At 60.5% G+C, this 20,710-nt stretch carries 26 protein-coding genes; 4 read left to right on the forward strand and 22 right to left on the reverse strand.

The window, feature by feature from the left end; all coding sequences use genetic code 11:
• Positions 1-437: 437 nt before the first annotated feature.
• The 4 genes from QFZ94_RS23830 (at position 438) to QFZ94_RS23845 (ending at position 4,018) form a co-directional block, all read left to right on the forward strand.
• Positions 438-1,472, forward strand: a complete 1,035-nt coding sequence (locus tag QFZ94_RS23830) for a RelA/SpoT domain-containing protein (protein WP_429459965.1) — start codon at positions 438-440, stop codon at positions 1,470-1,472.
• Positions 1,473-1,721: 249 nt separating this feature from the next.
• A complete protein-coding gene (locus QFZ94_RS23835; RefSeq protein WP_429459967.1) occupies positions 1,722-2,255 on the forward strand; it encodes a hypothetical protein in 534 nt (177 codons plus the stop codon).
• 272 nt (positions 2,256-2,527) lie between these two features.
• A complete protein-coding gene (locus QFZ94_RS23840) occupies positions 2,528-3,661 on the forward strand; it encodes a DUF3800 domain-containing protein (protein WP_429459969.1) in 1,134 nt (377 codons plus the stop codon).
• A 105-nt stretch (positions 3,662-3,766) separates the two neighbouring features.
• Complete coding sequence (locus QFZ94_RS23845; protein WP_429459971.1) at positions 3,767-4,018, forward strand: hypothetical protein; 252 nt, start codon at positions 3,767-3,769, stop codon at positions 4,016-4,018.
• Positions 4,019-4,031: 13 nt separating this feature from the next.
• Here QFZ94_RS23845 and QFZ94_RS23850 read toward each other — a convergent pair whose 3' ends face one another.
• The 22 genes from QFZ94_RS23850 to QFZ94_RS23955 all read right to left on the reverse strand — a co-directional run bounded on the left by QFZ94_RS23850 (position 4,032) and on the right by QFZ94_RS23955 (position 20,701).
• Complete coding sequence (locus tag QFZ94_RS23850; protein WP_429459973.1) at positions 4,032-4,292, reverse strand: hypothetical protein; 261 nt, start codon at positions 4,290-4,292, stop codon at positions 4,032-4,034.
• Between the two features lie 243 nt (positions 4,293-4,535).
• The gene (locus tag QFZ94_RS23855; RefSeq protein ID WP_429459975.1) at positions 4,536-5,024 is read right to left on the reverse strand and encodes a glycoside hydrolase family 24 protein; all 489 of its coding nucleotides are present in this window, start codon (positions 5,022-5,024) and stop codon (positions 4,536-4,538) included.
• The gene (locus tag QFZ94_RS23860) at positions 5,011-5,277 is read right to left on the reverse strand and encodes a hypothetical protein (protein ID WP_429459977.1); all 267 of its coding nucleotides are present in this window, start codon (positions 5,275-5,277) and stop codon (positions 5,011-5,013) included. Before QFZ94_RS23860 ends, QFZ94_RS23855 begins: the two co-directional genes overlap by 14 nt.
• Positions 5,274-5,588: a hypothetical protein gene (locus QFZ94_RS23865; protein ID WP_429459979.1), complete on the reverse strand. Its 315-nt coding sequence runs from the start codon at positions 5,586-5,588 to the stop codon at positions 5,274-5,276. Before QFZ94_RS23865 ends, QFZ94_RS23860 begins: the two co-directional genes overlap by 4 nt.
• A gap of 103 nt (positions 5,589-5,691) precedes the next feature.
• Positions 5,692-6,543: a hypothetical protein gene (locus QFZ94_RS23870; RefSeq protein ID WP_429459981.1), complete on the reverse strand. Its 852-nt coding sequence runs from the start codon at positions 6,541-6,543 to the stop codon at positions 5,692-5,694.
• Positions 6,544-6,604: 61 nt separating this feature from the next.
• The gene (locus QFZ94_RS23875) at positions 6,605-6,916 is read right to left on the reverse strand and encodes a hypothetical protein (RefSeq protein ID WP_429459983.1); all 312 of its coding nucleotides are present in this window, start codon (positions 6,914-6,916) and stop codon (positions 6,605-6,607) included.
• Between the two features lie 12 nt (positions 6,917-6,928).
• Complete coding sequence (locus QFZ94_RS23880) at positions 6,929-7,672, reverse strand: hypothetical protein (protein WP_429459985.1); 744 nt, start codon at positions 7,670-7,672, stop codon at positions 6,929-6,931.
• On the reverse strand, positions 7,673-7,990 hold the full coding sequence (locus QFZ94_RS23885) for a hypothetical protein (RefSeq protein WP_429459987.1): 318 nt from the start codon (positions 7,988-7,990) through the stop codon (positions 7,673-7,675). It abuts the gene before it with no gap.
• Positions 7,990-11,382: a host specificity protein J gene (locus tag QFZ94_RS23890; RefSeq protein WP_429459989.1), complete on the reverse strand. Its 3,393-nt coding sequence runs from the start codon at positions 11,380-11,382 to the stop codon at positions 7,990-7,992. The genes QFZ94_RS23885 and QFZ94_RS23890 overlap by 1 nt, the downstream gene beginning before the upstream one ends.
• A gap of 3 nt (positions 11,383-11,385) precedes the next feature.
• The gene (locus QFZ94_RS23895) at positions 11,386-11,949 is read right to left on the reverse strand and encodes a tail assembly protein (RefSeq protein ID WP_429459991.1); all 564 of its coding nucleotides are present in this window, start codon (positions 11,947-11,949) and stop codon (positions 11,386-11,388) included.
• A complete protein-coding gene (locus QFZ94_RS23900) occupies positions 11,942-12,697 on the reverse strand; it encodes a C40 family peptidase (protein WP_429459993.1) in 756 nt (251 codons plus the stop codon). The genes QFZ94_RS23895 and QFZ94_RS23900 overlap by 8 nt, the downstream gene beginning before the upstream one ends.
• Positions 12,698-13,381 carry a phage minor tail protein L gene (locus QFZ94_RS23905; protein WP_429459995.1) on the reverse strand — a complete coding sequence of 228 codons (684 nt, stop codon included), beginning with the start codon at positions 13,379-13,381 and terminating at the stop codon, positions 12,698-12,700. It lies immediately after the preceding gene.
• On the reverse strand, positions 13,378-14,700 hold the full coding sequence (locus QFZ94_RS23910; RefSeq protein WP_429459997.1) for a tail fiber domain-containing protein: 1,323 nt from the start codon (positions 14,698-14,700) through the stop codon (positions 13,378-13,380). Before QFZ94_RS23910 ends, QFZ94_RS23905 begins: the two co-directional genes overlap by 4 nt.
• 5 nt (positions 14,701-14,705) lie before the next feature.
• Positions 14,706-15,047 (reverse strand): phage tail protein, encoded by a 342-nt coding sequence (locus QFZ94_RS23915; protein WP_429459999.1) that lies wholly within the window; start codon positions 15,045-15,047, stop codon positions 14,706-14,708.
• Positions 15,047-17,851, reverse strand: a complete 2,805-nt coding sequence (locus QFZ94_RS23920; protein WP_429460001.1) for a phage tail tape measure protein — start codon at positions 17,849-17,851, stop codon at positions 15,047-15,049. The genes QFZ94_RS23915 and QFZ94_RS23920 overlap by 1 nt, the downstream gene beginning before the upstream one ends.
• A complete protein-coding gene (locus QFZ94_RS23925) occupies positions 17,844-18,326 on the reverse strand; it encodes an HK97-gp10 family putative phage morphogenesis protein (protein WP_429460003.1) in 483 nt (160 codons plus the stop codon). The genes QFZ94_RS23920 and QFZ94_RS23925 overlap by 8 nt, the downstream gene beginning before the upstream one ends.
• The gene (locus tag QFZ94_RS23930; RefSeq protein ID WP_429460005.1) at positions 18,316-18,615 is read right to left on the reverse strand and encodes a phage tail assembly protein T; all 300 of its coding nucleotides are present in this window, start codon (positions 18,613-18,615) and stop codon (positions 18,316-18,318) included. Before QFZ94_RS23930 ends, QFZ94_RS23925 begins: the two co-directional genes overlap by 11 nt.
• Before the next feature lie 68 nt (positions 18,616-18,683).
• Positions 18,684-19,022 carry a hypothetical protein gene (locus QFZ94_RS23935; protein ID WP_429460007.1) on the reverse strand — a complete coding sequence of 113 codons (339 nt, stop codon included), beginning with the start codon at positions 19,020-19,022 and terminating at the stop codon, positions 18,684-18,686.
• Positions 19,023-19,025: 3 nt separating this feature from the next.
• Positions 19,026-19,463 (reverse strand): phage tail tube protein, encoded by a 438-nt coding sequence (locus QFZ94_RS23940; RefSeq protein WP_429460009.1) that lies wholly within the window; start codon positions 19,461-19,463, stop codon positions 19,026-19,028.
• A gap of 4 nt (positions 19,464-19,467) precedes the next feature.
• Positions 19,468-19,821: a DUF3168 domain-containing protein gene (locus QFZ94_RS23945; protein ID WP_429460011.1), complete on the reverse strand. Its 354-nt coding sequence runs from the start codon at positions 19,819-19,821 to the stop codon at positions 19,468-19,470.
• 8 nt (positions 19,822-19,829) lie between these two features.
• Complete coding sequence (locus QFZ94_RS23950) at positions 19,830-20,156, reverse strand: phage head closure protein (protein WP_429460013.1); 327 nt, start codon at positions 20,154-20,156, stop codon at positions 19,830-19,832.
• 2 nt (positions 20,157-20,158) lie between these two features.
• Positions 20,159-20,701 carry a head-tail connector protein gene (locus QFZ94_RS23955; protein ID WP_429460015.1) on the reverse strand — a complete coding sequence of 181 codons (543 nt, stop codon included), beginning with the start codon at positions 20,699-20,701 and terminating at the stop codon, positions 20,159-20,161.
• Positions 20,702-20,710 lie beyond the last annotated feature (9 nt).

Below are 20,710 nucleotides of genomic sequence, written 5' to 3' on the forward strand. Positions count from 1 at the left end.
GGGCTCGGTTCGCGTAGCAGTCGCGGATGGGTCGGAGAAGGCGGCATTCTACGCCCAGCGAGCTTGCACGCGGCTTGCAGCCGATGGGGTCGGCATGGATGCGCCGGAGCGCATTTGCTATCGAAACAGCAAGCGGCGCTCCTGGCGCTCACGGATGCTCCACGAGCATCACGTTACCGCCGACGAACGCACCGGCAACGCCGTCGAATACTTGATCTGCTCCATGCAAGAATTTTCTTTTTATTTATCAGGCACCTATGCCTCTAGCCGTCCGCTACGGCACCGTGCTGGCACCGCGCCGGTTTGCACGTATCAACGAGTGCGCCCGTCCCAGCGGCGCCGAAAACGGGGAACGTCATATATCATGAGGTAAGCTAGCCCGGCACGGGCAAATGACCGCGGGACACACTACAACAGGGCAAACGGGGAACGACGAAATGCAGTGGGCAATACCGGAAAACAGTCGCGAGCAGGTCAACGTCGCCGGACGCACTTTGGCGCAGGCTCTCGATATGCAAAACCTGGCGGACATGGACGCATATCTGGACGCCCATGCAATCATGTCGAACTGGCGCGCTTCGCACCAGTTCCCCCTGAACACTTTCAAAATCAACCTGCGCGAGCGCGCCAAGAGCATTGACGAAAATGCGTTCGTCGCCCAGCGCCTCAAGCGCGCGACATCAATCGTCGCAAAGCTGAGGCGATTTCCTAACATGCGTCTCACCCAGATGCAAGACATCGGCGGCTGCCGGGCCGTGTTGTCTTCCCTGCCCGATGTAATTCGGCTCCGGGACGCACTGAAAAATAGCCGAATAAAGCACCGCCTTGTCAACGAAAAAGACTACATCACCGCGCCGAAGGCAGACGGTTACCGGGGCATTCACCTTGTCTATCGATACGTTAGCGATAGAAAAGAAACCTACAACAATCACTCAGTAGAAATTCAGATCCGCACCAACCTGCAGCACGCTTGGGCCACCGCGGTCGAGACGGTGGGAACCCTCATCGGGCAAGGGCTGAAAGCGGATCAAGGCGAGAAGGTTTGGCTGGACTTTTTTGCAGCCGTATCGACGGCCTTCGCCATACGTGAGGGAGTCAACGACAGCCACGACATCGATCAGATTCGGGCGATGCTGCGTGATATGGAACGCGAACTCCATGTCATCGACAGACTGACCATGTTCCAAAGCGTAATGAAGGCAGCGATTGCAGACCCCGAACGTCGCCGCTCCGCCTATTTTCTGATGGTTCTGGACGCGCCGAATGAAGAGGTCACAGTCCGCGCCTACGCGGCCGCTGACTTCGACAAGGCGACGGCCGACTATAAAAGCGTAGAAGAAGCAGCAAAGGCCGGTGTCGACGCAGTGCTGGTCGTTGCGGACTCTGCGCACGCGTTACGCGTTGCATACCCAAACTACTTTGGCGACACCTCTCTGTTCATCGCCGAACTGCAGAACGTAATTCACGGCTAACGCACGGCCTCCCAAACCCGAGCCCTTTGCCAATCTGGATATGTCGTGTCGATCCCTGTCACCGAGACCGGAGACGCCTGCGGTGCCGGATACGGCAGGCGCTCCGGCGAGAATTCGCGTAGTTCCGACGTAGTTCCGACGTAATGCCGAAGTAGGTGACGCCACTCTCGCGGGCATGCTGGATCCGCCCGTGAAGGTTCGATCCGAATTTCGGTATGATGATTGCTCTTTAACTAGAATGAACCATCTATGGATCTTGACCTCGCTACCCAAGTAAACATCGAAAAAATCAAAGCGGAACTTGCTCCGCTGCAGCAGCAGCTGGCGGCTCGCAACCAGGCGTCCGTAAAGACCGCGCTTCAGGCAGCAGCCAACGACTTTAAAGCGCATTTTGAAAATGCCGGTTTTACGGTCATCGGCTCTTACCCGTCACGCATGACCGCGAAATTCCATACTCTTGAGTTTGCGCTCGGATTCGACGAAGCGCCGAGACTCGGTTGCTGGGCGCTCCTGCAGGTTCAGCAAATGAACCCGAAAAAACCGGAAGTCAAAGTCGCGCTGGTCAGGAAAGGGTCGAACGGGCCTCAGTTCAGCATGTCGGTTGGACGCCCCGATCCAGTCGCAGACGCACAAAAGCAACTTGTCGACGCTCAAGCGGCATTGGCCGGCCCGGGACTTCAATTCGATTTCCAAATCGACGATCCAGCAAAATCGACACGAACGGGGCGAGCCTTCAAAAATTTCGCGACGCTGGGTGACTTGCTACGCGAGCTCTACAAATAACTAACCCGCCCCATTATTTATCCAGCGAATTCCGGCACCTGCCTCCAGGCAGGTGCTCACGATGCAGCAACCTGCGCTCTCACCAGTTAGCCTCAATGGGCCAGCCTACGCCAAAACCAGCGCCGGACCATCCTGGCCCGGCTTAGCCGCCGCCTGCATTCCATCGAATCGCGATCCTGCAAATTCCGCAGATATTCCCGCCCTGTTCACCGCGTTGCTTTTCAGTACGGAAAGTTATACTCGGCATTTCGACAGCGCCATGCGGAGACGAGATGAGCGGGGATGCGAAATTGGCCGAAATGCTAGCTCAACAGTCGGTCGCCACCAAGGCGGAACGCGACTTGGATGCAGAAGAAAAGAAACTGGCGCGCATTGAAAAAGAGAAGCGCAGCCTCATGGACTCGCTCGCTAGCGGCGACTTTGCGCAGCAACGCACCCGCGTCGCGTTCATCCTCAACATGTATCCGGCCGCGCGAAATAGCGACGTCGCCCTATCCCTCAAATATTGGGAGACGTTCCAACCCGATCTGTATAACGAACATGGAATCAAGCCGGACGTCTTTTTTCAGCTCGAGCGTGTACCGTTAATAGTCCGCGCGCGGGCGAAAATCCAAAACGAGTATGGGCTGTTTCAGGCCGACGAAAAGATACGCAATCGTCGCCGGGGACGCGAAGAGGAGATGCGAGAAGCCGTGTTACAGGACGCTGCTCCGCGTCAAACGCTTCAGGTTTTCTCGGACGAAACAGGAAAGACGGAAGCACACGTGATTGTCGGATCCGTGTGGGTATTGAACGGCCGCGCGGTGTGGACGACCACGCAAGCAATCAACAATTGGAAGGAAAAGTCAACGTTTGCGAACAGAGAAATGCATTTCGCTCGATTCGGCAAAGGCGACATTGGTGCTGTGGCCGACTATCTCGACGTGATCCATGCCAACAGAGAATTTCTGAGCTTCAAGTTCATCGCTGTTGCTCGTGCGAACCTGAAGCGGAGCATTGAGGATGCCGTGCAGCGTCTTCACGAGTTCATGTTGTTAAAGGGTCTCACCCACGAGATTCACAACGGCCGCGTCGGAACACCGCGCCATCTCACGGTTACTCTCGACGAAGAGCAGTCTCTTGACAAGATTGCGATCGAAGAGATGAAGCGGCGAATTGCGGCCGGCCTGGAACAGGATCACGGGGAGCAGCTGATACTCGAACAGATAACCGCGGTGTCGTCTAAAAACAGTCCGCTGGTTCAGCTCGCAGACGTTATTGCCGGAGCGGTCAATCGGCGTCTTAATTTCACAGGTCAGCGTAACCATAAGGACGAAATCGCCGACCTCGTCATAGAGAAGCTCGGTATCGAGTTACAAGACGAGCGAGACCCCGAGCTGGACGTCACTGTCGTGTTCCGCATCTAGGTGGCGAAACGAACGGTCATTGCGGGTTTGCCGCGCGACGATATGCTGTCTAACCGTACAGGACCAGACATTCTCACCATGCGACTCACTCCCGAGGATTTCCCAGTGGTGATGGACGCCGAGTTGCGTTCTCTCTGGCACGAATATCACGACGACAACGTGCGGCGACTCATCCTCGAAGTGCATCGCGCGCGGCAGATCATGCGCGAGGCGCATGCGGGCGCTCTAGCTGCGCAGCTAGCAATGTGGAACCGCGAAGACGGGAACCTGAAGGCGTCGATTCAGAAGCTGATAGACGCCATGCTTGCCGAGAAGATCAGACTTGGCGCGATGGGCGGAAAGCCGGCGAGCCCGTGACCTCCCGCATGCATCACTTGCCAGTCGGCTTCCAGCCGCACTGCTTCGCCCCAGCGAGATTGTGCGTGAGAATCGCCTTCGCAGTTTCATCGGTGAGCACGTCCGACTTGCTCACGTAGATCGGCTTCGTCCAGTCACAGGCGGTGTCAACGAACCGGGTCTTGACCTGCACCAGCGGCTCCGCGGCCGGCGTCTTCGCCTGGTCGGCTCCATTCGTTGCGCAGCTGGTCAGCAGCGGCCCCAGCAGGCAAAGCAGCAACGTTGCTTTCAACATCGGTTCTCTCCTTCAGTGCTGCGGCGCCTTGGTGTGCGGCGGCCGCGTTCGCTTCGGCCTCGGCGTCGCGCACCTCGGCGGTTTGCGCTTGAGCCTGAGCGGCGCTCGTTTGAGCCTCTGCCACCTTCTGGCCGGCCGCTGCGACTATCGATTTGGCGTTCATGTGAGACAGCGCGGCGAACACCGCCGCGAGCCCCGCAATCAGCCAAGGCCCAACCTTGAACGCGAGTGCAATTGCTTCGGTCACGTCGAAATCCCCCCGCCTGCCGCTTGATAGGCGGCCTGCAAATGCGCCATCTGGTTTTCGTGCTGGCCGTATCCGGCGCCGGGAAGACTGGCCCACACGTTGGCGACCTTTGCGACCGCCTGCCGAAACTGCCCCGCGTCGATGAGCGGAAACGCGCCGCGCTCGCGCAACTGCTGCAGTGCGTACCGGTCCTGCGAGATCGGCGAGAAGTCGCGCAGAAACATCTGCGCTTTGTAGAGGCGCCACCACTTGAAGAGGATCTGGTACCGCCCGGCAGCCGTCGAATTGCACGCGGCGTTGTAGACGTTCGGATGATCGGCGTACGACGTGAACAGCAACGGCTTCGCTGGTGTGCTGCCCACGAGTACGTTGTACCCGTCGTCGCTCAGCACCAGCAGTTGGTTGCCGATTTCGCTGACCGCGATCATGTCGAGGAAGGCCACGCGGTTTTCGCCGCCCGCAGTCGCGGCGTCAATGCGAGCCATCGTCGCCCTCCCGCGGCACTCGGCGCACCGACGTGTAACGCAGCGCGAGGAACGTCGCGCACAGGATCGTGTAGCTGATCGCTTGCTGCACGCTATGCGGCAGATACTGCTTCAGGTCGTCAGGCATACCGTTCCACGTCTCGCGCAGCACCGCGCCGAGCGGCGCCACGACACCAACTGCCGTCGAGAAAATGACCGTGCCGCGCGTATGCAGCTTTTGCCAGCCGTCGGCCAGCGTGATTCGCAATCTCATTTGGTCCACCCTCGCGTTTCCGGACGCACGCCGGCGCGGTCATAGAGAAGCCGGTCCAGCTTCTCGTTGATCGCGCGCAGCTGTTCCTTGTTGTCGGATTTCTGCTCGCTCTGGTCCTTCTCGACGTGTGTCGTTCGATCTTCAAGACTGCTGATTCGTCGATCGAAGCTCAGATAAAGCCCGAAGCCCGAGCCCAAGCAGCCGGCCAGCAACGCGACCAGAGTCAAAAGCGTCGGCACATTCACTGATTTGTCGAACGACCATTGCCGCTCACCTCGCAGCACCACCCCCGGTTGTCGTTCTTGATTCACGCGCCCTCCTTTCAAAATCGCGCGGACATAAAAAAGGCCACCCGAAGGCGGCCAATAAAAAAGCCAGCTCGAAGGCTGGCTTTATTCGGTTGCTACTTGTGCTTTACGTCCCGGTGGCAGATGCCCCGCTCGCGGCGCTCGCCCCGCTCGCTGGGGCCACCGCCTCTTTGTAACCCTCTGCGATCGAATCGGCGACCGACTGCACCTGAAGATTCTGAACGTACCCGTCGGGCGTGCGGCAGTCGGCCCCCATATGCACTGTATCAGCAGAGGGGATCACTTGCCCCGTCCCCGAGAAGCTAAACCCGAATCCGGTTTGCCCGATAAATCGAATCGGCGCTCCATTGATCAGCGCGTTGTTTTCCGCAGACCAAAGCCCGGCCGACGCCGAGTAAGCCGTATCGCATGTGAATACCGGAACCACGACAAAGACAGCCTTTCCAGCCACCGCAGCCCACTGAGAGAAGATGAGCAGATCTTGACCGAACTGCGTCATCGCGGCTTGTTGCGCAGGATCAGTAGCCGGCGTCACCATGTCGTCGAGTTGGAAGTTGACGACCAGCCACGAGCTCGGGTCCGTCTTGAATTGATCGGCAGTTGGCGCGACGCCGTTATGCTCGGTCGTCACGATCTGGTGGAGCGTTGTTCCGTCCATCACTTGCGCGGTGACGTCTGCGGTCACACCGCGAGCGGCGAGCGCGTCGGTGAGGCTTTGCACGGTAGCTTGGGCATCCGTCGCGCCAGACGCGGGCGTCGCTGACGCGGCCTTGGATGCGACACTCGACTGCGCATGCGCAACGGCCGACGTTGAATTCGATACCAGCGGCTTGCCATACATCGAGATCGTCAGCGGCTTGGCCGCCGGCTGTGCCCCGTTGTTGCCGCTGTCACCGCCACCACCACATGCGCTGAGACACATCGCCACCAGCGCGCCTACCGCCATCAACCTCTTCATCGATTTCCCCGTTGGTTAATTTCCCTTTCTTCTTACGAAAGCTTACACGCAAATCAACGCGTCAGGACACGATTTCAGCGCCAGCAAATACGAAACGATTCGCATACGGGCCGCTGCCGTCTTGCTGCGCCCCGACGATGAGTTGCTGCTGCACGAACTCGAGCGCATCGACGCCAGCATCGGGCAAACCGGCGACGGCGATCTGCTGCGTATAGAGGGCGAATTTGCCCGCGTCGCGGGCGTCCTTCGACAGATACGACGCGACGGTCGCATTGGACCGCGACGACACAAAGTCGAGCGAGACTTGTTGGACAACGTGATAGCTCGCAGTCGCCCCGGTCGATGGCGTTTCGTAGTCTTTCTGGAGAGGCATATTTGCTCCTAGTTAGATGTTGCTGAGGTCGACCGCCATAAAGCGCCAATCAAACTGCGATCCAAAGCAGACATCATTCGAGGGGTGAGCCGGACCGCCGTTCTGGTAGTACTGGTATTTGAAGTTCACTGTATTGCCGACGGTCTGAAGACCACTGATGTTGTACCAACTGTTGCTACCGCCGCCTTCCGGGCAAATGAAGGCTGTGCCGATCGCGGCGACTCCAATTTTGCTGACGGTCGGGTAGCTCCACGAATAGGTTCGCGTGTCGACATGCGCCCATTGTCCCCAACCAGGCGATGTGTTGTTGATGTTCCCTGCCTGTGTATCGATCACCCTGGCAATGCGCTGGCGCGCATCGAAAACCAGAACACCGTTCTCGTTGAAGACCTGCAGGCCATAACCAGCGCCAGACGGCGCGGCCGCCGGCGCTTGATCGAAGATATAGACGGACACGGCTGCTGCGGCACTACTCCAGATCTTCACCGTCCACGTGCCGTTATTGTTGTTGATGCACTGAAGGATGGTTACGTACGCGTCCGAGCAATACAGTGCGATGAGTGGCTGCATCGCAGTGAACGTAAAGGTCGCGACATTGGCCGCGTAGTAGTACATTGTGCCGGCGTTCGACTTGCTGCCGTTCATACTTCCCGCCGCGGTCGCAACATCGAACTTCTGTCGCAGCGCATAGTTCGGCGTCGTTCCGTCGATCTGCACGAGCCCAGTATCGGTAAAGGCTTGGAATCCGACGGTCATTCAACTGGCTCCGTAGAAAAGCGTTCCGACCTGATAGATGTCGTACTGAGCACTATGCTTCGGAGCATAGGACCAGCTCAGGATTCCTGTATTTGGGTCGATCGAGAACTGCGGAATGATGACGCCGCCCGAGAGGTAGCCATCACCACAAGTGTTATTCGGCTGGAATGAAACGAAGCCACCCTGCTTGAGCCGATCGTCTTGCAGGCTACTGCTGCCTCCATCCATGACGCGATAGCCGATGATCCGCAGCACCCGGTAAGTCGCATCGAAGATGAGATTGCCGTTCTCATCCCAACATTGAAGGCCTGCTGGCATTACCACACCCCCCACCGCACGCGCAGCGTGCCGTTGTTGTCATAGGCGCGGCCGCCGCTGTTATCGCTTACGGCATAGCCGCTGCCGGCGTTTGCGCCATTGAAGGTAAGGCCGGAGTTCTTATTCAGCACCCATAGAGGCTGACCGTTCGCACCGAGCGCGGTCGATTGAATGACGTCGCCGATCATCAGATTCGTGATCCATCCGGTACCGATCAACGCCTGCGAAATGAACACCTGGCCACCCTGAATCACAAACGGCGACGTCACAGCGCTGCCGTTCGGGTCCAGCACCGCGAACCGGCTCGCAGATACGAGCACCTGAGATTCGACAGTGCCGCTGCTGTTGTCGACGCCGACGCCGAGACCCGCGATGTACGTGCGGCCGTTTGCCGTGATCTGGGTCTTGATCTGGTACGACGCCGCCACGCGGCCGTTGAGGTCCGCATACGACTGCGCGTTCGCCTGCACTGCGGCCGTGTTTGCATTGGCCTGAGCCTGCACGGTCGTGATCTGCGATGCCATGGCGCTATCAGCATCGGCACGCGCCTGAGTCTCCGTTTGAACCGCCGCGAGCAACGTCGCCTTCGTTGAGGAAATCTGAGCCGTCGTCGTATCGATGTTTTGCGCGAGCGCAAGGTCCGCCTCGGCGCGCGCGGACTGTTCCGACCAAACGCCGGCGTAGACCTGCGTCGAGCCGGCATAGTCGCCCGTGCTGCCCGCCATCTCAGGAATGACAACCTGAGCCGTCACCTGATCGATGCGGTTTGACAGCGCCGTGTCGCCGGCCGCGCGCGCCGTCTGTTCCGCCGTGATAGCTGCGGCGTTCGCCTCGACGCTCTGCTGCAGGTCAGGAATTGCATCGATCGGCGTGAGCAAGTCGGAGCCGAGCTGAGTCTTCGTGATCTCGCCCGTGAGCATCTCGAGGATCGGCGTCGCGTCGCTGCTGCTCTGACCATTCACGCCGGCGCCGGCCGGGTACCACGGCCCGATGTTGCCCGAGGTGTCGACGAGCCGCGCCCAGAAGAAAAACGACTGGCCGGCTGCCAGCCCCATAAGACTGGCGCGCGATTGCGGATACGGATAAGCCGAAAGCCGCGTCGCCGTGCTGCGATCGTTGGCCCGGCTGTACCAGACGTCCGTATATGACGTGTCGCCTGCTGAGCCATCCGCCGGAAAGGTCCAATCAAGCTGGATCGCGAAAACCTGTGTCGTCGTGGTGAGCGACGCCAGCGATGGGGGCGGACTCGTCTTACCGGTCAACGTCGTATCCACGCTATAGGCCGGAATCGACGTGACGCCCATGGCGTTCTCTGCGCGCACGCGCGCGAGGTACTTGCCCTGATAGATGCCCAACACTTCCACCTGCAGGCCCCCCGTCGGGTTGGCCGGCACCCAATCGCCGTTGTCCTTCCTCCATTCCGGAATGTAGTTCACCGCGCTCGACGCCGAGTCCCACGCGATCACCATGTTGGTTTTGGCGATGCCCTGATCGGTGTACGAGTACGTCGAGACGCGCACGTTCGTCGGCGGCGGCTGCACCGACGGCGGAATGACAGTGACCGGCCGCACCTGAATCTGCGCGCCGTTGTCGATCGCGTCGTATTTCCCCGGCTCGTACTTCGTAGCGTTGATCGTGTAGATGATCTGGCCTTCGTCGTCGCCTTCCTCAATACTCACGACGCGGAAGAGCTGCGCAGCAAGGTCGGCGCTTTCGAGCATCCACATCGCGCCCACGACCGCGTTTTGATCGAACGCCGCCGTCACCGTGATTGTGTTGCCGTTGACCGCCTGCACCGTGCGTTTCTGCGCGATGCCCGTCGGCATGATCACGGTGAGCGAGTCGCCTGCGGCAGCTGTTGGCGCGCGATCTAGCACGACGGTGGCGCCGCTCATCGAACGCACACGGCCGCCGGTCTGCCGCCCAGCCTTGTTCGCGTCTGCGACGGCAATCACCTCGCCCGGCGCCGCGAGCGTCCCGTCGAGTCCCACCTGAAACGAAACGGTGTTCGTCTCATAGCGGCTCGTGAGCAGCGTCCATAGCCCGAGGCGGTGCGCCTGCCCCTGCGACGTCGTACCGAACGCCGTAATCTGCGCCTTCACCACGCCATAGCGCGCAAGTCCGTCGTCGTCAGCCACATACTCGACGGCCTGCTTATACTGGTTCGCAGGGTCGTTCCAACTGATCTGCGCCGCCGTGTAGCGTGTCTTGCGTTCCGATCCGACGTATGAGAACTGACCGCCGACCACGTTCGCCTGCGTGTACACGTAGACCGGGTCGGACGGCATGTCAGCGGTCACCAGTACCGTGCCAGCACCCCAGTAAGCATTTCCGCGAAACACCCCCGCGAGATCCTGCAGCACCTTGAACGCGTCGGATTGCGACTGGATCACGCAGTTGCACGTGAAGCGCGGCTCGGTGCCTCCCTTTCCGTCAGGCACCATGACGTCGCTGTACTGCGCAATCTCGTAGAGCGTCCACTTATCGAGCGACGACGCGTCGACGAACCGACCGCCCCCGTAACGATCGTTCGTCACAAGGTCGTAGAAGATCCACGCCGGGTTGTTGGTCCACGCCTGCTTGAACGTGCCATCCCACGTGCCAGAGTATGTCCGCCGCTCAGGGTCGTAGTTCGACGGCACGCTGATGATGAGGCCCTTCACGTCGTACGAGCGCGTCGGCACCGAACTGAACGACCGCGCATCGAACGACATGCCGACCAGCGCGCTCATCGGATAGCGCAGCTTGCGATCGATGATCTCGGTGATCGCCTCGACGTTGACCGTGTCCTGAATGTACGTGTTGTGGGCGTTTGCCGTCAGGCGGCGCACGCGCACGAGCCAGCCCGTCTCTGCGGCCGGCAAGTCGATGCGAACGCTGCGCTCGTACAGCGACGTCGTCTTGCCATCGAACGCACCTGAAACCACCTGAGAGTACGACCCTCCATCTACCGCGACGTCGATCGCATACTCGACGCGGTATCCGGTTACGTCACCGCTCGAGGTGTTTGTCTGTTCAAGCGCGGGCACGCCGAATCGAATCCGCACTGCTGTGAGCTGCGTGTTTTCGACCTGCCTCAGCCACGGCGCGTCGCTCGTGAGAGCGACGCCGATCGCGGTTTCGTTCTCCACAGCGGGGAAGCCTGGCAGATACTCCTGATCCTGCGTGCCGACGCGCGTGTCGACCGTATAGCTCGAAAAGTTGGCCGAACCGTCGCCATTGAGAATCGGCGTGCCGTCGAGAAAGACAGACTGGTAGCCGTTCACCAGCCCGACGATCGGTCCTTCCGAAATCAGGTCGAGCACCCTCGCGTAGGCGATCGAGTGCAGGCTGTCCGGCGATTCAGTCGCCGTGGCGCTGCCACCGCCGCCTTTTGCTCCAGAGATGCGCATGCTTTAGCTCTCGTCTTCTGCGTAAATGCCGGAACTGATGACCTTCGAACCCACTACCATTCGCCCGTACACGAGCGGCACCGGCTCGCCCTGCGCCGCGCTGTTCACGGGGCCATTGAAGTAGTAGGAGGTGCCGTTGTCGACGACCCCGGCCAGGCCGCTCGTCTGCGGACTGAGCATCTGAACGACGCCGCCTAGCGCCATCGACGCGCCCAAGCCGATCAGCGTCGGCATCTGCGTGAAGACACCGACCGCAATCAATGCAACACCCAGAATCGTTTGGAAGAGACCACCCCGCTTGCTGCCGACGAGCACCGGCGCGATGCGGATCGGCTCGCGACCTGCCGGGTAATCGAGCTCGTCTTTCGCGAGGTTGCTTTTCCCGATGAAGACCGCGAACGTAAGGCCCATGCGCCGCGACGCGGCGAGGAACTGCTTAAAGCCGGGGACGACGACGCACAGTGCGCGAATCGCCTCGCGTGGCGATCGCACCGCAAGGTGGTGAACGCGGCCATAGCGCGTACCAGCGACGCCATACAGCTGGATCTCGCGAAGTTGGTCATTCATCGGGCGCCCCCTCGTAGCGCAGCACCGTGCGCAAAGATTGAAGCCACATGCCGCCCCACACTGCGCGGCGAGAAAGCTGTCCGTGCATGTGATGAAGGAACTGGCCATCGCCGATGTAAATGCCCGCATGATTCGGCACGTCGTTGCGGCTGCGGATCTGCATCAACAGCACGTCGCCCACTTCGAGAGCCGCGCCCGGGCCGACGTCCACGAAGCCGGCAGCGCGATAGTTCTCGAGGTAGAGCGACGATTTTCCGTCAGCCCACCATTCATCGCGCCGCTCGAAGTCGGGCAGCACCACGTCGCGCTCCAGGCGATACCAGTCCTGTACGATCGAGTAGCAATCGTGCACACCGTGGACGAACGGGCGACCCACGAGCGGCACAATGAAGCCCGTCGGGCCGAACTCGCACCACTCGTCGACACCGATAGAGCCATCGACCTGCACGCCGACCGATACGACCACCCAGCGCGCGATGCCACTGGCCTCGCACATCGCCTTGTCCGCGGCACTCGGATGCGCGCGGCCGCCCGGGTGTGAATGCACGATCGCGACAATCTCGCCGGCGTCCTCGGCGCACGCGTAGTCCTCGGCGGCAAGCACGAATTGCTCGGTCGGCGTGGCCGCCCGGTTCTCGCACGGCATGTAGGTCTCCTCGCCCTGGACGAGCGCCACCAGCCCGACGCACTCGCGCGGGTACTCCGCGATCGCGTGCGCGGCGATCGCGGCCTTCGTCGTTTCATTCATTCAGGAAAGTGTGTCGCTGAGAAAACCGCCGAACGGCAGCGGGTTGTTGACTCCGAAGCGGCATTCACAGCCGCTCGTGCGGAAACTGCATCGGTCAAGCGCGGGGTCACTGACTGGTTGGTCGTTCGCATCAAAATACGCGCTGCCGGTGTAACCGCAATTCGGCCCGCGATACGCAAATTGGCAAATGCTCACGATCTGGCGCGCGGGCACCTGCTGGCCACCGAAGTCCAGCGGCGTCGAGAGCGCGAACGCGACCTGCAGGCCCGGCTTCTCTTCGGTTTTCTGCTCGACACGCCAGATCTCTGCGAGCATTTCGGCCGTCGGGTCCGCCGTCGGATTGCCGCCCGGAAAATTGACCGCATCGAGGTAGCGCTTGAGCGTGCGCCGGCGGCGCACCGTCGCGCCCACCATGTCATCGAGGAAGACGCAGATCGCAGAGATGGTGCCGTTGATGTCGCCGACCGTGAGCGTCGGCGTCGGCTGCTGCGAATCCGTCGTGCGTCTGAATCCGTTCGCCTGAATCGGCCACGGCTTGTATTCAGCGCCCTGCCACCAGACCGACGCAGATTGCAGATGACCGTGAAAGCGCAGCATGTCTCCGCCAATCGACGTGCAGTCGACTTCGAACAACTCGATTAGCCTGCCCGGCTCAAGCTGCTGTATGTCAGCGGTAATCGTCATTTCGACTCCAATGTCTTAATCCGCTCTAGTGCCTGCTGAAGCGTCGCGTCCGTTTCAATCAAACCCTGAAGCAGGGGCGCAATAAAATTCGCGTACCTGACACCTAGCGCGTTGCGGCCTGGTGCGTCGTCGTTTACAGCTTCCCCGTCCTCGTTGATCCGCCATTGGAGTTCGTGTACAAGCTCCGGGAAGTGCGGCGCAACGTCTTGAGCGATAACGCCGAGGCGAGTGGCTTTGTCTTGGCTTTGTTTATCCACGTACGACACCGCGCGGAGCTTTCGGATTTTCTCCATTACGCCCGTAATAGGCACAATGTCCGTTTTAATTGCGCGATCGGATGCTTGAGTTAGCGCACCACAAACGATATTGACGTAGCCGGAATTGTTGTAATTATTAAAGTGAAACGAGTTATCCGCCACCAGGATAATTTGAGCGGCCTGCGCGGGTGTTGCGCCGCTGTTAGACATGAATCCAATGCCCGCTATCCCTGTCGATGTGGCGTATAGTGGTAAGGTATTCCAAGCGTTATTCCACGCGCTGTACGTAAAGTACGTAGAATTGTCGAACGCCTTTACTCCGGTAACATGCTGCGCGGTGTCCAGCGTCATCGGGCTAACCAAGTTTCCCGAGTCCCACGGCGTTTTACCCGCGAACGTAGGGCGGTTCGTGAAGTTGAAAACGCCACCCGTTGAGGTGCCGGGAACATTCCCACTGTCCCACGGCGTATTACCGTTAAAAGTTGGGCGCACGGGGAACGGGACAGGGTTAGCGGGTGTCGTGCTAAGTAGGCTACCGCCCATGGAGACATTACCGGTAAGAGTGCTTGCACCAGTAACGGCGAGCGTTCCTGTTACTGTCTCGTTTCCGCCCACGGTACAGTTACCGTTTACAACCTCATTATCCGAGTTAGTACGCCCTCGCATGAGGACAGACCACGTATGTACGCCGTCCGTGTCCATCAATGCGGATTCACCAGGATTGAGCTTTGAAAGCGCAATTGTGTCGCCCGATCCGGCAGTGATCGCCAGCGCGACGACTGTGGTGCCGATGTTCCGCAGAAGCAGAACACTATCTGCGGTGCACGTCGACGCCGACGGCAGGTTGATTGCGCCAGCCGAAGCCAAGGCGATGTTGATGCGCTTACCGACATGGGCAACGGTGAGCGCCTGCGCCGCGGTAATCCCTGTCGCGCTGGTCAGCGCCGCCTGCGAATTGAGCACATCGACGTTCGAGTTCATCCTAGTGTTCGCCGTGCGCGCGGTGTCACCGTCAACGGCAGTCGGCGGCGTACCGAGAATGATTTTCTGGAGTGCGGTCATAGTGCTCAGGGAGCGAAGGTCTGGGTGAAAGTCGCCGTCATGGTGTAGACGTCGCCGTCTTTGGTCGGACGGCTCCACGTCGCGCAGTAGAAAAGCAGCGGCGACGCTTCGAGCGGCGGAGTCCACAGGAACGACGTGGCGCCGCCGCGTGCGATGAAAAACGCGCGAATCGCCGAGATCTTCGCGGCATCGCCAATGAACTGAAGATCGAACGACGCTGCGATGTTGTTGATGCCATCGGCTGAGCGCTGCTCGTATCCGTCACCGAACTTTGCCGAGCGCACGCTAGCCGTGTCGGTGCCTGACGTCCCCGCGACTGTCGGCGGCCACGTGAAGGAGTCAGCCATTAGCCCACGCTCCCGTACTTCTGCTGCCACGCGTAACCGCCTTGGCCTTTCATCTTCTGCGCGAGTCGGCTATCGACAAGGGCTTTTATCTGGCTTTGCAGCCAGGACACGTCGCTCTGATCGAGAGAAGAACCGCCGGCCGTCACGTCGACCTGCACGTTGGTATCGCCGCCGCGCGCGGTCGGCGAGACGCTCGTCGCCGCTCCGACAACGCCGCCGGTCGCATAGCGCTGCAGATGGTCGATCGAGCCGCCGCTATTCAGCGCATCGATCGCTCTTTCGCCACCGAGTCGGCTCACAGTTTCCGCCGTCAGAACGCCCTCGCCATTGCTCAGCCGCGCGATGATGCTGTCGCTTGTTCCGCTGCCTGGGCCCGTGATAAGGCCACCGTCCGCATGCCCCGCCAGCGTAAAGCCGTAACTGTTGATCCCGCTCGTGGTGCCGTTAGCCAACGCACTGCTCGCTGTCGAGTCCCCACCAAAGAAGCTGCTCGCGTACGACACCGCGCTGCTGAAGAAACCGCTGATCGCGGCCTTGGCCGACATGCGTGCGAGGTCGGCAATGATCGAGTTTGCGAGAGACGTAAAGCTGAGCTTGCCCGTCTGCACGAAGCTGACCCAAGCGTCTTCCATGCCGTTCGTGACGTCGCCAACGATCCGCTCGGTCTGCTTCATCTTGTTGTCAGCTTCCGACACATAGTCGGCCCAGCCTGCGGTCAGACCGTTGACCCAATCGCCCTGCTTTTGCTTGAGCGCCGCGTAATAGTCCGTGTACGCCTTCAGCGACGTTTGCAGACCGGCCTGAATCTTCGCCGTCTCGTCCGTGTACACATCGTTCGACATGCCGGTCTCGCGCGCGGCCTTGTTCAGCTTCTCTTGCTCCTGCTGATATTTTGCGTAGATTGACTTCACAGCCGCGGCTTGTTGCTGAGCGTCGGAACCCAGGCCGATTGCGGTCAACTGCCGCTCATACTGCTCGGCCTGCGACTGCTGGTAGCTCGCGATGTCGGCATCGATAGACGCCGCGGCGGCTTTCAGCTTGTTCAGCGCCTGCTGCGCCTGCACCTGCTTTTCGAGTTCGGCGTTTTGCTTCAGCGCTGTTTCGATCTCCGACTGATGCGCTAGCAGGGATTTCTGATCGGCCGTGAGCGTCTTCTTCGTCTTGAGGTCAGCGATCTGCTGTTCGAACTTGAGCAGCTTTTCTGCCTCGGTTCCAATTTTCTCGTGCGCGTCGAGCTGGGCCTGCAACGTCGCCTGCGTCTGGCTCGCGGTCTGCAGTTCGCGCGTCGCCGCGTCGTCTGTCACCGCCTTCGCGTGCGCGGGCTTCGGATCCTTGTTCTGCGCATCGGAGATTTCAACGTCGCGCTGCGAAGCGAACTTCGCATCGAGCGCGGGCGTGTATGTGCCCGCCGTCTTCGCGAGCGCTACGCGCTTCGCATATGCAGCATTCGCTTCGTTTACCGCTTTCGTGCGCTTCTGCTCGTTTGTCGCGTTGTCTTCGAGGATCTTGTTCGCGCGCGTGTCGAGTTCGGCAAGCTGAGCCTTCGCCGCAGTCACGGCATCGGTTGCCGCCTTGTTCTGCTGCTGCGCCGCGATCTCCGCCTTGATCGCGTCGATACGGGCCTGGAGCTGCGGCTTGTCCATGCCGTAGTTATTAGCAGCGGTCGGCGGCGCATTCAACTGAGATTGCAGCTCAGCGAGCTGATCTTCTTTGGAAGACGTGCCCGCCAATTCACGCCTATATCGCCCGAACCCGTCAAGGAAGCCATTCCACAACTTGGTCATTGCACCAACTTGCGTGTCGGTTCCCGACTTCATCGTCTTCAACTCTTGCTCGTAGAGGATACGCAGAGCAGTCGTATGCTCCCCGGCCTTGTCGAGCGACTTGATGTGCTCCAGCGTCGCGGCGTCCATGTCGTGGTGCGCCGATTGCCACTCGTCGGCAGCCGCGGATACGCCGTTCTGCTGCTTGATCACCGAATCGAGCGCCTTATCGAAGCTCTCACCGGTCGACTTCGCCATCAGGAGCGCCAGTTCCGTGACGGTCTGCATATCGGTGCCGAGCACCTTGCCGGACGCGGAGGTTGCGTTCACTGCGTCGCGCGCGGCAGCGAAGGAAGTCCCGAGATCACCGGCAATGGTGTTCGCGAGAGTGGCCGCCGTGTCGTTCGTGAGGCCAGCCCAATTGTTGGTGAGGGTCAGCGACTCGTTGAACTTCTTGAACTCCTCGCTCGCCCCATGAATCGCGGTGTATGCGCCATACGCAGCAATTCCGACCGCAGCGAGTCCGAGCGCTACGGGATTGAGCAGGTACTTCATCGCGTCGATACGCTCGCCAAGGACAAGCAGCGAGCCGCCGAAATTGCTCCACGAACCCGTCGCGGCCTCGTGCGCGAGCACGAGAACTTCCTTTCGCGCGCCCGCTGAACTGTGTCCGAGCCTTTCGGCTGAAGCGGCAGACTGGGCCAAGGCGTCGCGGAACTGTTGCGTAGATGCAGAGATTCCGAGCTGCTCGGCGCGCATTGCACGGATGGCGGTCGTTCCGTACTCGACCCGTTGCGCCTGCTCGACGAGCGCCTTCACCTGCCGATTGATCTGCGAGACAGTCTGCGTTGCAACGGTCTCTCCGGTCGCCGCTGCGGCCGTTTGCGCTTCTTGTACGGCCCGCTCCTGCGCCCGCACGACCTCCGCTTTCAGCCGCTCGGCGGTCATGAAGTCCTGATTCAACTTGATGGCTTTCGCCATCTCGACCGAGAACTGCGAAGCGTCGGCGGTAAGGGTCGCCTTCAGTTTGGAGTCAGACATTCTTGGCCTCGTTGAGCTTTGCTCGCATCACATCAGACATCGCCTCAACCGCGGCGCCGGCCTTCGCGTCCACTGCGGGCCTGAAAAACGGGTGTGCAGGAACCCGCGATGAACCGTGCTCAACCTTCGCCACAAATCCGGAAAACGCGTGGCCGCCTTCAACCATCCGCCCATAAAAGCCATCGCTCGATAGAACCACGCCGTAGACCTGATAACCACCGGTCACGCTCGATTGCTCCGCGTCGTGATAGGCGATTACGCTTTTCTTCAACGTGCCGGGCGGATATGTCTTCCCGCTTCGGATGTGCGGGAACGGGCCGACCGGCGCGCGAAGCTTGACCTCATCCAGGATCACGCGCGCGCCAGCAACGGCCGCTTGACGGAGCGTCGATTCGCTTGCCGCCTCTGACATCTTGGCAAGCAGGTCGGCAAAACCGTCCGGGTTGCTGATCGTTGCCGATGCCTTATTTGACATTTGCTTTCCTCAGGCGCCTTCCAAACAGCGACGATCGGATCATGTTCGACTGCGCGGCTTTGTCCTTCAGCAGAATTGGGCCGGTCGCCTCTTCACGGTCCGGTTCAAGCGACCACGGAGCGAAATCGGATGGCACAAATGGTTCCTTCTTGCGCTTCGTGTCGCGGTGGAGATTCGCAAACAGGGACGCTAGCGTCCCCATGCGCAGATCGGCCATACGCTCGCCCCACGGTTCGCGCCGGTACATCTCAATCCAGTACGTGAATTCCTCGGAACTGATGGCGCGCATCAGTTCTTCGCGCGTTTTACCCAGCGCCAGAGCCAGGCGGAACGAAAACCGCAGCTCAGCGCTGGACCTCAGTTTTTTGCTGCGGTTTCCTCCGCAGCTTTGCCGAGCCCGTTGACGCGCTGGCATGCGAGGCCGATCGCCCTCACGAGCTCGGCGTGACTGCCGCGCAGCGTTTCGACTTCGGATTCGCTGAACATCGGCGAACCGTCGTCGTTCACGACGCACGTCGCGATCAGAGCACCGAAGTACGCGCTATCGGTAATGCCCTCGGCCTGAAGCACCTTCTGGAACGCGTCGCGGTCGTAGCCGCTCATCGCCCGAATGCGCAGCGTGCCGTCGAGACCCGGCACCGACACTTCCTCGGTGCGCGTCTTGAGCTGCGCGAGCAGTTGATCTTTGGTCAGCATGAGTCACGCTCCCGCCGGCGGCGTCTCGGTAACCGAGCCGGTAATCGTCATCTGGACGGTCGTCGCGAGGATCGCGTCAACCCCACCTTGCAACGGAAAGCTCTTCACGTAGCCATTAAAGGTGTACGAGTAGCCGTCGGGCGTTTCGAGCTTGAACGGCAGCTTTGCGCTCGAGCGCTGAGCGGCCTTCAGCGCGGCCTGTCCGGGGTCAGCCATGTTCGTGTTGATGTCGATCGAGAACGAGCCCTCGTCCATCAAACCGAGCAGCTTTTCCTTCGCCGTCGAGTCGAGGTCGGTCGCGTCGAGCTCCGTGGCGGTGCCGTCGAAGCCGGAGAACGACTTCACGTTCTTGACTTGGGTGTAGGTCGGCCCACCCCCGCCTTCGGGTACCGCGCCAACCGAAAATTTGCTGCCTTGCGCGCTAATTGCGGTGCTGGTCATAGATTCACTCCTGGAACCAAATTGAGAAGTCCTGCCGACTGCCGTACAGCTTCGTGTCGTCTTCGTAGACACTCACGGGCGCGCCAATTGGCGTGCCGACAACAGGCGCGGCAGTCAGCGCGGCGCGCACCTGTTGGATGATGGTTGCAGCCTCTGCGCGCGTGGTCGCCCACACCGCGACCTGCATGCGGCTATTTTTAAGCGTGTCGGCACCGTCGAACGTGGTTTCATCGACGCCGCCGACGCTCTGATAGACGATCCGCGGCAACGCCGCGGCCGCCGGCGCGACGTCCGGATAGACGCGACCGCCGGCCAGCGTCTTGAGTGCGCCGGAGGTGACGGATTCAGCGGTCGGCATCGTGCTCCTCACCCATCGTTTGCTCCTGTATTGCAGGCGAGGTCGATGTATTCGCGATCCCCCTCGTCCGGCAGCACTGCGAGAACGTTGAGAATCGTCGAGCCGTGCACGATCCGCATGCTGGCCGTGACGTCCTGTCGATACCGTATGCGTACGCTTGCCGTCGCCCCGCTGACTTCTGTTCCCGACGTTGCATATTCCTTGCCATTCAGATAGCGGACATACGCCCACGGTCTGGCAAGCTCACTCCAGCCCGGCATCGGCTGGCCCAGCTCGTCTCGAACTTCGGTCGGCTGCTGAAGAGATACTCGGCGATTGAGTTTTCCAATGCGCATGGCTAGACCGAATAGACGCGATAACGGTCGATCAGACCGTCAGTCCATCGCGCAGGCAGTTCGTATGTCTGAATGCTCTCGACCGTAGATCGGTTTTCGCTCATCGCACCGATCTGCAACAGCATCCACTCGACGATCGACTTCGGCACCGTCTCAACATCGAAAGCGCCGCACTCGAATTCGACAATGACCTCTCGCGCTTGAGGCAGATCACCGACGATGTTCAGTGTCCGCCCGCCGGTCATGTAGAACTGCATCTGACCGAGCGGGACTGGCTGACCCGTGTCGTCGACGTACGACACAGACGTGACCGCTGTCACGTCTTCCCATAAATCCATGCGCCGCTCGAACGCATCGAAGCGCTTTTCGCACGTCTGCGCGAGAAGCGGACGACCGAGCTCGTGCTCGACCCGCTCGCGGGCGGCGACGATCGCCAGGTCCAGCAACTGATCATTGTCCGGATCCGGCTCCGCTTTCACCTGGAACTGCGCCTGCTCGAGCGTGATCGCCTCGGTTGCCGGCGGCGTCGTCACCTTGCGTTGCATGGCAACCTC

Source organism: Paraburkholderia sp. JPY465, assembly GCF_050436725.1.
Taxonomy (GTDB): Bacteria; Pseudomonadota; Gammaproteobacteria; order Burkholderiales; family Burkholderiaceae; genus Paraburkholderia; species Paraburkholderia youngii.

What these genes read in the sequence shown, in the direction of transcription:
- QFZ94_RS23830 (WP_429459965.1), top strand. Translation starts at nt 438, where the DNA reads ATGCAGTGGGCAATACCGGAAAACAGTCGCGAGCAGGTCAACGTCGCC.
- QFZ94_RS23835 (WP_429459967.1), top strand. Translation starts at nt 1,722, where the DNA reads ATGGATCTTGACCTCGCTACCCAAGTAAACATCGAAAAAATCAAAGCG.
- QFZ94_RS23840 (WP_429459969.1), top strand. Translation starts at nt 2,528, where the DNA reads ATGAGCGGGGATGCGAAATTGGCCGAAATGCTAGCTCAACAGTCGGTC.
- QFZ94_RS23850 (WP_429459973.1), bottom strand. Translation starts at nt 4,292, where the DNA reads ATGTTGAAAGCAACGTTGCTGCTTTGCCTGCTGGGGCCGCTGCTGACC.
- QFZ94_RS23855 (WP_429459975.1), bottom strand. Translation starts at nt 5,024, where the DNA reads ATGGCTCGCATTGACGCCGCGACTGCGGGCGGCGAAAACCGCGTGGCC.
- QFZ94_RS23860 (WP_429459977.1), bottom strand. Translation starts at nt 5,277, where the DNA reads ATGAGATTGCGAATCACGCTGGCCGACGGCTGGCAAAAGCTGCATACG.
- QFZ94_RS23870 (WP_429459981.1), bottom strand. Translation starts at nt 6,543, where the DNA reads ATGAAGAGGTTGATGGCGGTAGGCGCGCTGGTGGCGATGTGTCTCAGC.
- QFZ94_RS23875 (WP_429459983.1), bottom strand. Translation starts at nt 6,916, where the DNA reads ATGCCTCTCCAGAAAGACTACGAAACGCCATCGACCGGGGCGACTGCG.
- QFZ94_RS23880 (WP_429459985.1), bottom strand. Translation starts at nt 7,672, where the DNA reads ATGACCGTCGGATTCCAAGCCTTTACCGATACTGGGCTCGTGCAGATC.
- QFZ94_RS23885 (WP_429459987.1), bottom strand. Translation starts at nt 7,990, where the DNA reads ATGCCAGCAGGCCTTCAATGTTGGGATGAGAACGGCAATCTCATCTTC.
- QFZ94_RS23890 (WP_429459989.1), bottom strand. Translation starts at nt 11,382, where the DNA reads ATGCGCATCTCTGGAGCAAAAGGCGGCGGTGGCAGCGCCACGGCGACT.
- QFZ94_RS23895 (WP_429459991.1), bottom strand. Translation starts at nt 11,949, where the DNA reads ATGAATGACCAACTTCGCGAGATCCAGCTGTATGGCGTCGCTGGTACG.
- QFZ94_RS23900 (WP_429459993.1), bottom strand. Translation starts at nt 12,697, where the DNA reads ATGAATGAAACGACGAAGGCCGCGATCGCCGCGCACGCGATCGCGGAG.
- QFZ94_RS23905 (WP_429459995.1), bottom strand. Translation starts at nt 13,381, where the DNA reads ATGACGATTACCGCTGACATACAGCAGCTTGAGCCGGGCAGGCTAATC.
- QFZ94_RS23910 (WP_429459997.1), bottom strand. Translation starts at nt 14,700, where the DNA reads ATGACCGCACTCCAGAAAATCATTCTCGGTACGCCGCCGACTGCCGTT.
- QFZ94_RS23915 (WP_429459999.1), bottom strand. Translation starts at nt 15,047, where the DNA reads ATGGCTGACTCCTTCACGTGGCCGCCGACAGTCGCGGGGACGTCAGGC.
- QFZ94_RS23920 (WP_429460001.1), bottom strand. Translation starts at nt 17,851, where the DNA reads ATGTCTGACTCCAAACTGAAGGCGACCCTTACCGCCGACGCTTCGCAG.
- QFZ94_RS23925 (WP_429460003.1), bottom strand. Translation starts at nt 18,326, where the DNA reads ATGTCAAATAAGGCATCGGCAACGATCAGCAACCCGGACGGTTTTGCC.
- QFZ94_RS23930 (WP_429460005.1), bottom strand. Translation starts at nt 18,615, where the DNA reads ATGCGCGCCATCAGTTCCGAGGAATTCACGTACTGGATTGAGATGTAC.
- QFZ94_RS23935 (WP_429460007.1), bottom strand. Translation starts at nt 19,022, where the DNA reads ATGCTGACCAAAGATCAACTGCTCGCGCAGCTCAAGACGCGCACCGAG.
- QFZ94_RS23940 (WP_429460009.1), bottom strand. Translation starts at nt 19,463, where the DNA reads ATGACCAGCACCGCAATTAGCGCGCAAGGCAGCAAATTTTCGGTTGGC.
- QFZ94_RS23945 (WP_429460011.1), bottom strand. Translation starts at nt 19,821, where the DNA reads ATGCCGACCGCTGAATCCGTCACCTCCGGCGCACTCAAGACGCTGGCC.
- QFZ94_RS23950 (WP_429460013.1), bottom strand. Translation starts at nt 20,156, where the DNA reads ATGCGCATTGGAAAACTCAATCGCCGAGTATCTCTTCAGCAGCCGACC.
- QFZ94_RS23955 (WP_429460015.1), bottom strand. Translation starts at nt 20,701, where the DNA reads ATGCAACGCAAGGTGACGACGCCGCCGGCAACCGAGGCGATCACGCTC.